Origin of the sequence: Paenibacillus sp. VMFN-D1, assembly GCF_003386155.1 — a bacterium.
In the GTDB taxonomy this organism is placed as follows: domain Bacteria; phylum Bacillota; class Bacilli; order Paenibacillales; family Paenibacillaceae; genus Paenibacillus_AQ; species Paenibacillus_AQ favisporus.
The window spans coordinates 1-13,933 of the sequence record NZ_QRDU01000008.1 but is presented as its reverse complement, the minus strand read 5'-3'; the positions used below and the strand labels follow the sequence as shown (position 1 = coordinate 13,933).

Here is a 13,933-nt window from a genome sequence, read left to right as displayed (position 1 = left end):
GCTCTCAGGTAGTGCAGGTACCTAATTCACGACAGTCTCCAGCTTCCGGCCTGCCTCCTTGGGCAGTTCCTCGGACTGCACCTCCTGGTAGGAGCTGACTTTATCCCCCTTCACATAAATCCGCAGGTATGCTTCATTGCGCAGTTCTTTGAATGCAGTAAAGGTCAGGCTTTTTTCCTTCCCGTTAGAATCAAAACCCTTCATGCTGTATTCGTAATGAACAACCTTCTCTCCATTGTCCAACTTCTCTTCCATTCGCTTTCCGTCTTGGGTAATCTGCACATAATATTGCTGTGCACCAAGGCGGTTCAAATTCATGTTTTGGAAGAATACGACGATTCCAACCAGACCGATCAAAACGACGGCTAAAGCGATAATCCCCTTTTTCATTCCCGTTCACTCCTAAGTTGAATTTCTTGAATGCAATTTCAATCTTAAAGGCCGAATCTTACACCGTGTTAATCCCAACCTTACAGCAACCTTAAAAAACCTCAGGGCGCTAACTATAGCGTTTATCCAGTCACTGAGGGAGCTGGAGAGTCAGGTGTACATCCTCTGGGAAAACGCGAGGTCTCGCGTACTAACCCTGATATGGATGCTGGCAGCGCTAGATTCAAAGCAGGAAAGCATTATAAGATCGCACGCTTGCGCCAATTGCTGCCGGTTACGTTCGTTATCTTTGACATCCTTCAGTTCAAAGGAAGGGACCTTCTTCGGCTACCGCTGATGGAGCGAAGAGCAAGCCTAAGTGGCCTCAGCTTGCCGAGTCTAGCATACGGAGTCTTGCCCTACATTGAGGGGGTTGGGATGATTTATTTGACCAGATCATACGTTTCGAACAACTCGATTGCTACATATGGGGAGGAATCGAAGAGATACAAAGGCGGGATAGCTGCTTCAGGTGGTGTTTGCGAAGATTTCACAACGGTTAGCGACTCTAGCTCTGCAGATATAAGTTGACGGTCATAAGCCTCTAATTCTCAGTATCATGGACGGGTACAACAAGAGTCTTCAGATGATTGGCCGTAAGCCCGTCTTATGCCTCGTAAGAGGACCATTTGTATCGGAGGTATAACCTTTCCTTTGAAAGTGACAATAGGCTTTTGAAAGGCAATTCAAGCCCTAAGAATGGCTCGCCAACTCGGGTTTTACTCACTCTTGGTAAAACCCCTGATTTTCTTGCTAAACAAAAAAGGAGCTCAGACTAATCTGAGCTCCTTTGTAATTGCTTAAGAAGTTGCATACTTCTTTTATCAGTTACAAGTTAATTCTTCATTTACATAATTAATTTAACGCATTCACGTGTTATGTACCGAAAATAAAGTCGTATCGCCACTTCCAATCAATCCCAACCCAGTCAAACCCTTGTCCCGACTGGTTTTTCTCGCTCTTCCCCTTCAATTTGCCGAGAATTTGAGCAAATTAAAGTCGTATCGGGAAATGCAGGGGTAAAGACAGGGATTAGGGGTTGGGGGAACTTGGGAAATGCAAATTAAAGTCGTATTGAAGGGCAGGAAAAAGACAGGGACAAAATCGAGTTAAATGGCTTAGAAATCGCCTGGGCAAGAGCCTGAGCAAATGCCTGAGAAGAACTCACTCCACCGCCTGAGAAGCCCTGAAACGCCTGATAAAAGCCTCAGAGATATGATTCGATAAGAACCCTGTTTCCCCTTCTAATCCCCCTTAATTCCAACCCCCTGCTATAAAAGAAAAGCCGAGCAAATGCCAGGAAATAATCCTGGATCTGCTCGACTCTGATACAACTTTTAATTGCTCAATACGAGTTTAATTTGCTGGCATACGACTTTATTTGCTTTGCACACGTGTCGACAATCCTCTTACTACCCTTACTCCACCGTTACGCTTTTCGCCAAATTCCGCGGCTTGTCGACGTCGTTGCCTCTGGCAAGCGATGCGTAGTAGGACAGCAGCTGCAGCGGCACCACCGACAGAGCTGGTGTTAGCAGCGGCAGCGTCTTCGGAATCGCAAACGCCTGGTCAACCGACTTCAGCAGACCTGCGACATTTTCTTCATGGGTAATCGCCATGATGTCCGCGCCGCGTGCGTTCACTTCCTTGATGTTGCTGACCGTTTTCTCCAGAACGGCTTCCTGGGTTGCCAGGGCAATAACCGGAATGCCTTCCTCGATCAGCGCCAGCGTACCGTGCTTCAGTTCACCCGCTGCGTACGCTTCGGAGTGAATATAAGAGATTTCTTTCAATTTCAGCGAACCTTCTTGCGCTACCGCGTAGTCCAGTCCGCGACCGATAAAGAATAAGTGCTCATGCTTGGAAATATGCTCTGCATAGGCTTTAATGGCATCCGGCTTGGCCAGCATGCTTTCCACCTGCTCCGGCAGAGCCTGCATAGCCGCTACGATCTGAGCTACCGCTTCCGGCGTCTGCGTGCCGCGAACCTCGGCGAGGTACAGCGCCAGCAGATAGAACGCGATCAGCTGCGACGTATATGCCTTAGTGGACGCTACGGCAATTTCCGGGCCGGCCAGCGTCACGATGACGTCGTCGGCATCACGGGCGATCGAGCTGCCCACCACATTGGTGATGGCCAGTACGTGTGCGCCGTTCGCTTTGGCTTCACGCATTGCAGCGAGGGTATCCGCCGTTTCACCGGATTGGCTGACGACGATGACCAGCGTTTCCGGCGTTACGATTGGTGAGCGGTAACGGTATTCCGACGCTACGTCCGTCTCTACCGGAATGCGTACCAGCGATTCAATCGCGCTGCGTCCCACGAGACCTGCATGGTATGCTGTACCGCAGGCAATGATTTGAATGTTGCGGATATTTTTGATCTGATCGGCTGTCAGCTTCAGCTCTGGCAGAACTACCTTTTTACCTGATTCGTCGATCCGTCCGCGCATCGTGTCGCGATAAGCTTTCGGCTGCTCATGGATCTCTTTCAGCATGAAATGCTCAAAGCCGCCTTTTTCCGCCGTCACTGCATCCCAGTCGACATGAATCATTTCCCGAGAAATAAAATTCCCCTCAATGGTCATCAATTCGACAGAATCCTGCGTCAATACGGCCATCTCACCGTCATTCAAAATATATACTTTACGCGTATATTGAAGAATTGCCGGAATATCCGATCCGATGAAGTTCTCTCCTTCGCCAATCCCGATAATCAACGGGCTTGCTTGACGCACAGCCACGAGTTTATCCGGTTCGTACTCGGTCAATACACCGAGGGCAAAGGCGCCGCGCATGTAACCGATGGCCTTCTGAACCGCTTTGACGATATCGCCGTCGTATTCGCGGGCAATCAGGTGGGAAATCACCTCTGTATCGGTTTCCGACACGAAATGATGTCCCTGGCTGATCAGCTCATCCTTCAGCTCCAGATAATTTTCGACAATGCCGTTGTGCACGACCGAAAATTTATGGCTGTTGTCCGTATGCGGATGAGAGTTCACGTCCGATGGCTTGCCATGAGTAGCCCAGCGCGTATGCCCGATGCCGGCACTTCCCACCAGCGGTGTTCCTTCCAGCTTGGACTCCAGATTGGCCAAACGTCCTTGAGCCTTGGCAATTTGCAGTCCCTGGTTGGTGAACACGGCAATACCCGCAGAATCGTACCCGCGGTACTCCAGCTTCTTCAGACCCTCGATCAATACCGCTTGCGTATCCTTATTACCAATATATCCGACAATACCACACATAGTTAATATCCTCCGTTCACTTCTTCGAATTGGGTTTTAGAAGAGTACGGGAGCATAAAGGTGCAGCATGGTGCCAGAATGTACAGGAAAACGAACATTGTATTCAGTTATACAAGGTGCATTCACGAATGTACATCCTAGCATCGCCGCATCTCTTATGCGCTTGCCCGCACACTCATGAAAAATGATCACTATTTTCTAACACCCACTGGAAACGTTGTGTGAACGGTCGCCCGTTCATTTTCCGTTTCGAGTTTACGGCTGTGGTGTATCACCGGGAGGTCCCCGCCGAACATTTCGAACACCTCCACCTCGTCAACTTGATGCTGCCGTGAATCCGAAGCGTCGTGCTCCTTCCGATTCTTCCCCGCGCAAGCTCAAGTTCTGGCGCTATTGTTGCTAACCTCACGACCCTCGCTTTCTGTTTCGTAATGACATTTACTAATTATATTCATGTCATCTCCGTTTTGCAATCGGGCTGATAGCCCCAAATCGGAGTCCCCGTTATATACCCTGTAAAAAAGCCGATGAAACCGCAATTCTAGTCTCACCGGCCTATGGCATTTATGCTTTATTTTATAGAAAAAACCAACATTTACCTGCTATACTAGTTCCCGTTTCACCACATCGACGATCTGGGAGACGTACTGATCCAGGTCCTCCTTATTAGGACCTTCAGCCATGACGCGGATCAGCGATTCCGTGCCTGAAGGACGAACCAGTACCCGGCCGTTATCCCCAAGGATCCCCTCAACGGCTTGAATAGCATCCTTAATGGCCGCATTGCCTTCATACTTGCTCTTGTCCTCTACCCGTACGTTCACCAACACCTGAGGGTACTTGCGCATCATCGTTCTCAGCTCGCTCAGCTTTTTGCCCGAAGCCTGAATCGTATCCACCAGCTGGATCGCGGTCAGAATGCCGTCACCGGTCGTATTGTAGTCCAGGAAAATAACATGGCCGGACTGCTCTCCGCCCAAGTTATAGCCGCCTTTACGCATTTCCTCCATCACATAACGGTCGCCGACAGCCGTCTTGGCCGTTTTCAGCGCCAGCTTCTCGGTCGCCTTATAAAAACCGATGTTGCTCATGACGGTCGATACGATCGTGCCGTTGTTCAGCTTACCCTGCTTGTTCATAGCGTCGCCGCAAATGCAGAGGATGAAATCGCCGTCGACTTCCTCACCTTGATCGTCAATCGCGATCAGACGGTCCGCGTCGCCATCGAAAGCAAGACCCAGGTCGGCTTTGGCCTTCAGCACTTCTTCTCTCAGCTTTTCCGGGTGGGTGGATCCGCAGTGGTCATTGATGTTCAAGCCGTTCGGCTCGGTGCCGATCGTAACCACCTCTGCGCCCAGTTCCTCAAACAGCTTAGGAGCCAGCTCGTAAGCCGCGCCGTTGGCACAGTCGAGTACGATCTTCAGCCCGTCAAAGCTGTGGGAAATCGTCGTTTTCAAATACTCCAAATATTTATATTTCGATTCATTATCGACAATAACATTGCCCAGATCCTTGCCAATCGGACGCGGAAGCGTATCTTCGGCTGCATCCATCAGCTCTTCGATTTTCAGCTCGGTCTCGTCGGACAGCTTGAAGCCGTCCCCGCCGAAGAACTTAATGCCGTTATCTTCGACCGGATTGTGCGAAGCCGAGATCATAACGCCGGCGTCCGCCTTTAACAACCGTGTAATATACGCCACCGCTGGCGTAGATACGACACCTACACGGATAACATGCGCCCCGATGGACAGCAGACCCGCAACCAGTGCCGATTCCAGCATAACTCCCGAAATCCGGGTATCCATTCCAATGACAACCGTAGGTTTCTCCACGTCCCCGGTCAACACATAACCGCCGCAGCGTCCAATGCTGTAAGCCATTTCGGCCGTCAGTTCTTTATTGGCAACACCGCGTACTCCATCAGTTCCAAAATATTTCCCCATAATTGATCTCCTTTTTGAGTGCATCTCTAGTTACTATATGTGTTCGTTCAGATCAGGGTGAGCCGGTATCTGTCTGTGGCTCCTGCCCTTCCGGCGGCGTGGTGTCACCCGCCGTTCCATTGTTGTCTGTCTCATCCACGTTCGTCGAATCGGTCTCGGACCCTGAATTGCCGCCTGTTCCTTTACTGCCGTTGTCGGTCGTTCCCTTGCTGTTATCTTCAGGCTTCGAGTCCGGCTGGGTCGACGTTGTTGCAGCATTATCCTTGATCTCTATGGTCGCCGTTAGCGCATTTCCCTGATCCACCCGCGAAACATAGCGTGGGAGGACCACCTGCAGGTTCACCTGATGCGTACCGGGCTTCAGGTTACCAACGCTGGCGATGAGCTGAATGTCATCCTTTGTCAGGCTGTTCAGCAGTCCAGGAGCGCCGCTCAGCTTAAGCGACATGGTGCCGCTTGCCGGGCTCTTGATCGCGGCCTGCACGTCAGAGCCGGCCCCGCTGATCTTAATCGGAATGTCGTCAATCACCCGCTGGGAGTTGGACACCGTGGTGATTTCAACCTCCATAGAGCTCGGCTCGATTTTCTCAAAACCCTGCGGCGGCGTCAAGTCCACAGGAAGTACCATTGTTCCCGCTTCCTTGATTTGCCCCAAATCCACATCGACATCATTATAGGACTTTATTCCCGCAAGCGCATCTTGAGAACCGTACAGCTTCACGGTAGTCACGCTTGGCTGAGCCTTGGAAATCACGAGGCCGTCAGGCAGTTGGCCGGAATAGTGCAGTTCGATCGGCACCTCTTTGTATGGCGGCGTAATCGGTACGACCACAGAGATGGTTGACGGCTCAATTACCGCCCCCTCAATTTCCTTCCCCTGCTTGTCCAACGCGGTCAGCTTCACCCGCTTTTCCTTAATCGTTGCGTCTTCGCCATCAATGGATACCGATCCTTGAATCTTATCGACCCTCTTCAGGTCGCTTTCAGGCAGCGTAACAGACACCGTAGCCGGTTCCATCGTAATGCTGCCCATCTGATAACCGGCTGCCGGCTCCCCGCTCGTCACGATCGATACCGGGAAAGACGATGTATCCCTCTTTTCAATATTGACAGTCACGGTTGACGGCTGAACGTTGACCACCTCAATTCCCGAAGGAACGTCTACGGTCAGCGGCAGCGTGCTGGTACCTACTTTGGCTTTGCTCAGGTCCAGCCTTACTTTATAATCTTCTGAGTACATCGAGAGCAGGTCCGACTTTTTTCCTTTGACCTCAAGCTGAACCTGATCCGTGTCCATGGCGCTCAGAATATACTTCTTCTCATCCAGTCCAAAAGCCTGTACCTTCACATTATCAATGATCCGTGAATCAATTTTAGCGGTAGGCGTAGGCGTCACATCGTTCAAATGAACCATGCTCCAGAGCAAAATACTTACGGCAAGCGCCAGCACTTTCGAAATATTGTTGTTATTGATCCACTTATTCATGATTATCATTCCCCTTCCGCTTCCAGAAAACAGGACGTTTTTCTTTCGCAGAGGAATTTGGACGGAGCTCTTCATACAGTTTCGATATTAAGGATTCTTCTTTAATATCACGAACGACCTGACCGTTAATAGCCAACGATATTTGTCCGGTTTCCTCCGATACGACGATGGACACCGCATCCCCTACTTCACTGATCCCGATGGCCGCCCGATGCCGGGTGCCCAGCTCCTTGCTGATAAAAGGATTCTCGGACAGCGGCAAATAGCAGGCGGCAGCGGCGATCTGCTGGTTCTGAATGATCACGGCACCGTCATGGAGAGGTGTATTCGGTATAAAAATGTTAATGAGCAGCTGGGAGCTCACCATGGACTGCATAGGAATCCCGGACTCCGTATATTCATTGAGACCTGTCTCCCGTTCAAATACGATTAACGCTCCGATCTTTCTGCGAGCCAAATAGTTCACGGCCTTAATGACTTCGCCGATCAGCTTATTGAGCTGTTCATCCTCCGCCGATGAGCGGCCAAACAGCTTGCCCCGCCCCAACTGCTCCAGCGCCCGCCGGAGCTCAGGCTGAAAGATGATAAAGATCGCCAAAATGCCAAAGTTAAATATCTGATTCATAAGCCATTTAAGGGTGTACAGATCAAACCATGTACTGAGCGCCCAGATGATGACCAGGAACAAAATCCCTTTCAACAGCTGAACCGCCCGGGTCCCCCTGACAAGCAAAATGACCTGATAAATGATATATGTAACGATGGCGATGTCAATGATATCTTTAATGGACTCTTTCCACGTTAAGTCCGCAAAATAACTCATACTTAGGCCCCCATACTCCCCTTCATGATGATGGGTCTCTATGTCTTTTAATTTCCCCTATATTACCTAGGTTATAACGTACACCTTCAGGTTGCAAGCGGCCGCGGTTTTAAATTGGAACCATTTATAAATATTGCCAACAAAAAAGACGCCTGCTTTGTCCCAAAGAGGCGCCAATATCCACAAATATCAAGATTTACTAACGATAGGCGACATCAGAGAACATGTTTGTGATTTTATACCATATCCAGTCCATCGCCTGATCAATGCTCTTCACCTGACCCGAAATATGGGCGGTTGAGGCTTGGTACAGCGATCCATCGATGACCGTCAAATTACCTTGGACATCACCATAGATCTGAGTCTTTCCATTTTCTACCGTCAAATTGCCCGCAATACTCTTGCCCTCAGGCACGATGACCGTGTTCCCTTCAATGACAACTTGATCCAGATCACTGCCTTTAACCACCAGTTGGGTATCCTGATCCCAGAAGCTCACGGTACTAAACAGCATCACTAAGACAAATATAGCCGCGGCTGTAATGGCCGGATGTCTCTTGACCCATGTAAGCCATAGCTGCTGCTTCTTCTGCTTCGGGAGAGAATTCATGATCCGCTCAGTCAGCTCAAGAGATGCAGACGGCGTATGGTGCGTCAGTGAGTACATCAGCATATCCGTCTGTTCCAGCTCTTTAAACTGCATCCGACAGTCAGGGCAGGACAGCATATGGGTCTTAAGCTCCAACTGCTGCTCCTTGGACAAGTCGTCATCTAAATAATCATGCATTAAAGAGACGGCTAATTTGCAATCCATTCTGAGCCAATCCTTTCATTAATATGAATGTATTCAATCTCCCCGGTTCAGGGGCACAGGTCAGTTTCATTTGTAATACGTACAGGTTCTGAAGAAGTTTCAAAACCGAAGCTCGTTTTCTATAATTTGGGCTCTAATTTTTTGCGCAAAAATTCGCGGCCCCGGTGCACCCTCGTTTTAATCGTTGTTACGGGCATTCCCAGCACATCGCTGATTTCCTGCAAGGACAAATCCTGCAAATACCGGAGGACCATGACCGACTTATACTTCGCCGGAAGGCTCTCGATCGCTTCGTAAATGATCTGCTGCGTCTCCGAGATCAGCGTCTCGCTCTCAGGCGTCCGGTTATCGCTTGGAATCATCGAATACCCGTCCATACCTTCCTGGTCGTTCATCTCGGCATCAAGGGAATAGGTCGGTTTCCTTTTCCTTAGCCGGTCGATGCATAAATTGGTTCCAATTCGGTAAATCCATGTGGAGAATTTCTGATTCTGGTCATACCTGTCCAAATTTTTATATACGCGTAAAAAAGTCTCCTGAACGACATCCTCCGCTTCGTGGCGGTTGTTCAGCATCCTGTAAGCCAAATGATAAATTTTGTCCTTGTACAGTTCCACAATTTCGGCAAACGCCCGCTGGTCTCCTTTCAGAGCCAGTTTTGTCAGCCGGTTTTCTATATTTTCCATCAAGATTCCCCCAGACTTGCTGATGGGTACGACAACAATTTATTTTTCCATTCAAATCGTAAATGAAGTCTCTCTAAAAAGCAAGACAAGCCGTATAACAGAACAATAGGAAAGCCGCAGCACCTGGGGTTCAGGCACTGAGCTTTCCTATTCTGGCTTCAGGGATGCTTATTGAAGTAATCGTATCATCAGCCTGTGTTCCGGAGTCCCGAGGCAATGCCGTTGATCGTGAGCAGAACCTCACGCAGCAATTCTGCATTATCCTCATCCTGTTCGCGCAGTCCGCGGAGCTCGCTGAGCAGCTGTACCTGCAAATAGCTGAGCGGATCCACATAAGGATTGCGGAGACGGATCGATTCCTGAATGACAGGCACATTATCCAGAATTTCTTTTTGTCCTGTAATTTTCAAAATCAGCTCTGATGTCAGCTTGAACTCTTCCTCAATCAGTCCGAAAATACGGCGGCGTGCCTCATCGTTGCGGGCCATGCCGGCGTATTCCTTGGCAATGACCATATCCGCCTTGGCGATCGCCATTTGAAGGGAATCGATCAATGAAGTGAAGAAGGAGAACTTCTCGTACATCTCCTGCATCACCTTCAGATTCTCTTCCTTGTTCTGATAAAAGCTCTGAAGGCCTGTACCCGCGGCGTACCATGCAGGAAGCAGGTAACGGCTCTGGGTCCACGAGAACACCCACGGAATGGCGCGCAGATCTTCAAAACGGTCGGTATTCTTTCGCTTGGAAGGACGCGAGCCGATGTTCAGCTCTCCGACTTCAGGAAGCGGCGTGGATTCCTTGAAGAATGCCAAGAAATCCGGATCACGGAAGATCAGATCCTGGTACTTGTTCCGGGAAACCTCGGACATCTCGCGCACGATCTCATCCCATTGGGCTTCGTTTACGTCATCCTTTTCCGGCGAACGCGCGTTGATTGCTGCCGTCACCAGCGCCGATGTTGCTTGTTCCAAACTGCGGTAAGCAATGCCCTTCAGCGAATAGCGCGAGGAAATGACCTCACCCTGCTCGGTGATCTTGATGCCTCCGCCGATGGTAGAAGCCGGCTGAGCCAGAATGCTGCGGTTCAGCGGCATGCCGCCGCGACCCAACGATCCGCCGCGTCCGTGGAAAAATTTCAGCTTGATGCCGAACTCGCTGGCGACAGCCGTCAGCTCTTTCAGAGCAACCCGCAGTTCCCAGTTGGCTGTAACCGCGCCGCCGTCCTTGTTGCTGTCGGAGTAACCCAGCATAATTTCCTGAAGGTCGTTCCGGGCCGTAATGCTCTGACGATAAATCGGCAGTTTGAAAAGCCGTCTCATAATTTCCGGAGCGGCGTGCAGGTCCTCTATGGTCTCGAACAGCGGAACCGCCTGCAATGTACATTCTACGGTACCATCCGGAACTTGCCGGAACAGCCCGACTTCTTTGGCGAAGACCATGACTTCCATAATGTCACTGGCTCCTTCAGCCATACTGATCAAGTAGCTGGTAATGCAATCCTTGCCGTAATCCTGCTGTGCTTCCTTGACTACCCGGAATACATCCAGGCACTCTTTGGTGCTTGGGCTGTAATCCTGATATACCGACGAGATCGGTCTCGGTTCGCTCAGCAGCTTCGTGAGCAGCTCAATCTTCTCCTCTTCGGAAAGCGCTGCATAGTCCGGCGTAATGTTGCTCTTCTCCAGGACCTCTTTCATCGCATTCTCATGTTCCTGGCTGTGCTGACGGATATCCAGCGCCGCCGTATGGAAGCCAAAAAGCTCCACCTGGCGAATCAGCTTCTTGATATAAGTATCTGCTACATAGTCCGCAAAATGGAAGCGAAGACTGCGGTCAATAATGCTCAGGTCTTCAATAAACTCCGCTGGCGAAGCGTAGGACTCGGCTGTTCCTTTTTTACTGTCGTCCAGAACGTTCGCAATTTTCTCCATCATGTAAACCAGTTTAATACGGTATGGTTCCTTCGCATTGTTCCAAATATCCCTTTTTGTAACGGTTACATTTGCACGGTCCCGTTCAATGGAATCCTGAAGTTCCTTGGAAACTTCTACTATGGAAGTGCTGAAGCTCAAATACTGCATATATTCAACTAAAATGCGCTGATATTCCCGAATAGCCAGCTTGCGCTGCATACGAAGCGTCTGCGAAGTGATTTCGGCCGTCACAGATGGGTTACCGTCACGGTCGCCGCCGATCCATGAGCCGAATTTCAGGTACGTAGGCACGTGCCAGAGGTGTCCCGGATAATACTTGGTCAAGCAGCGTTCCAATTCCTGATAGACGTCAGGCAGAACGTGGAACAGCGTCTCATGGAAGTAATACATTCCGTTCCGGACCTCATCCAGTACCGTAGGCTTACGGGCTCTAAGCTCATCCGTCTGCCACAGCGTAATGACTTCGTTCAGCAGCTTCTCCCGAAGCTGTTCACGCTCGCGGAACGTAAGAGTCGGATTGTCCAGCAGCATGACATCTTCGGAAATCCGTTTATGAATATCCAGAATCGCTCTGCGCATAGCTTCCGTCGGATGGGCGGTCATTACCAGTTCCAAAGACAGGCTCTCAATAATGTCCTGAACTTCTTCGACCGTAAAGTTCCGCTCTTTCAGTTCCTTGATGGCCATCTCGATCGAATCGGGCTGAACACTTTCTCCAGCTGAGCGCTCATAGTCCCGTTTTCTGCGGATCCGATGATTTTGCTCGGCGATATTCACAAGCTGGAAGTAAATCGCAAAAGCACGAATCACCTGATGGCGAATATCCGGCTCAAGGGTTTCAACCATCTTTTTGAATTCTTCATACAATTCAGGCAAAAAAACAGAACGTAAAGATTTGCTTGTTTCACGGATCTTCTCAACGATATCTAAGAGTTCATTGCCCCCTTGATGGACAAGCACTTCCCCGAGTATGTTCCCCAAGAATCGCACGTCACGCCGCAGCAAGTTGTTTGAATTGCTTTTGTTCGCGGTTACCGTAAGTTCAGTCATGCTACTCCTCCCGTCTCTATCCCGTCTGTATTGCTTTCTCTTTGTTCATACTTTCTTAACATCATACAATAAATCACATCGAAAATCTGCACTTTTATTAAATAAAGCGCAGATTTTCGCGTAAAAACACGATGTAAAATATGTATTTTCATTCAGTCATGCTTAATTCCTGACATATGGTTTACCAGATGTTATGGATAATACGGTGCTTTTCATTCTAAATAAAATACCGCATTGAGTTTATTTATGCATAGCTCAGATGCCTCATCCACTATTTACCACATAAGTTAACTCTTTAAACAAATCATCTCGTTAATATTTAACATGAGGTTATTTAATGGAAAATGTCTTTGGACCTTTTCATTATAGCAGCTGATTCAACTGTACTCTCTTGTTCATATAGATGTTAGTTCATTGATTAGCATAGAACACATATTAAGGAATCATGGGCATACCCAATATTAGATTGTTTTTAGCTTGCTTAGCTAGGCATAATAAAGATTTTTAAGGAATGCATTGTGTGGTTTATTAACCCTCCATTTAAAAGGGCTAGAGGGGCAAATAAGGCGGTTATAGAGGCAATCAGGTAAAATCCTCAGAGAGATACCTTGTAATCGTGTATAACAGCCCTTGAGGGCATCTCAAATTAAAAAAGCGGGCCTCCAGCCCGCCGCAAAGGTAGATGTTGACGCGCGTCTTGATCGGGTTCCTTCAGTGTAGCCGACACGGACGGTCGTACCCACGCTGCATGGGCTCTCTCCCACACTATCGCTCTAAACAAAAAAACGCCTTTCGGCGGTATGTTTTATGTATGGAGCGGGTGATAGGAATACTCAACATCTCGATTAAAAAAGCGTGCCTTCGGCCCGCCGCAGAGGTAGATATTGACGCGCGTCCTGAGCGGGTTCCTTCAAATGAAGCCGGCACGGACGGTCGTACCCACGCTGCATGGGCTCTCTCCCACACAGCCGCTCTAAACAAAAAAACGCCTTTCGGCGTTATGTTGTTATGTATGGAGCGGGTGATGGGAATACTCAACATCCGGATTAAAAAGCGGGCCTTCGGCCCACCACAGAGGTAGATGTTGACGCGCGTCCTGAGCGGGTTCCTTCAAATGAAGCCGGCACGGACGGTCGTACCCACGCTGCGTAGGTTCTCTCCCACACTACCGCTCTAAACAAAAAAACGCCTTTCGGCGTTATGTTGTTATGTATGGAGCGGGTGATGGGAATCGAACCCACGCTATCAGCTTGGAAGGCTGAAGTTCTACCATTGAACTACACCCGCAGATCTTCGTGCAAGCCTTGAACCAATCATGACTTGCACGAAGCTGTGCATGCGTATCGGGATGACACGATTCGAACATGCGACCCCCTGGTCCCAAACCAGGTGCTCTACCAAGCTGAGCTACATCCCGATATTTATTGTAAAACAGTTAAATGGCGCGCCCTAAGAGATTCGAACTCCTGACCTTTTGATTCGTAGTCAAACGCTCTATCCAGCTGAGCTAAGGGCGC

The 13,933-nt window shown here is 49.4% G+C and carries 8 protein-coding genes and 3 tRNA genes; all 11 read right to left on the bottom strand.

All coding sequences use genetic code 11. The features are described from left to right. Positions 1-21: 21 nt before the first annotated feature. A complete protein-coding gene (locus C7820_RS31295) occupies positions 22-390 on the bottom strand; it encodes a YxeA family protein (RefSeq protein ID WP_116234368.1) in 369 nt (122 codons plus the stop codon). 1,457 nt (positions 391-1,847) lie between these two features. Then, positions 1,848-3,680 (bottom strand): glutamine--fructose-6-phosphate transaminase (isomerizing), encoded by a 1,833-nt coding sequence (gene glmS / locus C7820_RS31285; RefSeq protein WP_116234366.1) that lies wholly within the window; start codon positions 3,678-3,680, stop codon positions 1,848-1,850. Positions 3,681-4,282: 602 nt separating this feature from the next. Beyond that, on the bottom strand, positions 4,283-5,623 hold the full coding sequence (gene glmM / locus C7820_RS31280) for a phosphoglucosamine mutase (protein ID WP_105445344.1): 1,341 nt from the start codon (positions 5,621-5,623) through the stop codon (positions 4,283-4,285). Positions 5,624-5,675: 52 nt separating this feature from the next. After that, positions 5,676-7,109 carry a CdaR family protein gene (locus C7820_RS31275; RefSeq protein WP_181909256.1) on the bottom strand — a complete coding sequence of 478 codons (1,434 nt, stop codon included), beginning with the start codon at positions 7,107-7,109 and terminating at the stop codon, positions 5,676-5,678. Then, positions 7,102-7,932 (bottom strand): diadenylate cyclase CdaA, encoded by an 831-nt coding sequence (cdaA, locus tag C7820_RS31270; RefSeq protein ID WP_076176252.1) that lies wholly within the window; start codon positions 7,930-7,932, stop codon positions 7,102-7,104. The genes C7820_RS31275 and cdaA overlap by 8 nt, the downstream gene beginning before the upstream one ends. A gap of 199 nt (positions 7,933-8,131) precedes the next feature. After that, on the bottom strand, positions 8,132-8,746 hold the full coding sequence (locus tag C7820_RS31265; protein WP_076176254.1) for a zf-HC2 domain-containing protein: 615 nt from the start codon (positions 8,744-8,746) through the stop codon (positions 8,132-8,134). 119 nt (positions 8,747-8,865) lie between these two features. Further along, complete coding sequence (gene sigW / locus C7820_RS31260) at positions 8,866-9,432, bottom strand: RNA polymerase sigma factor SigW (protein WP_076176256.1); 567 nt, start codon at positions 9,430-9,432, stop codon at positions 8,866-8,868. 188 nt (positions 9,433-9,620) lie between these two features. Next, on the bottom strand, positions 9,621-12,416 hold the full coding sequence (gene ppc / locus C7820_RS31255) for a phosphoenolpyruvate carboxylase (protein WP_116234364.1): 2,796 nt from the start codon (positions 12,414-12,416) through the stop codon (positions 9,621-9,623). Between the two features lie 1,213 nt (positions 12,417-13,629). Further along, positions 13,630-13,703: transfer RNA gene (locus C7820_RS31245), tRNA-Gly, on the bottom strand. Between the two features lie 56 nt (positions 13,704-13,759). Then, a tRNA-Pro gene (locus C7820_RS31240) sits at positions 13,760-13,833 on the bottom strand. 23 nt (positions 13,834-13,856) lie between these two features. Then, positions 13,857-13,933, bottom strand: a tRNA-Arg gene (locus tag C7820_RS31235).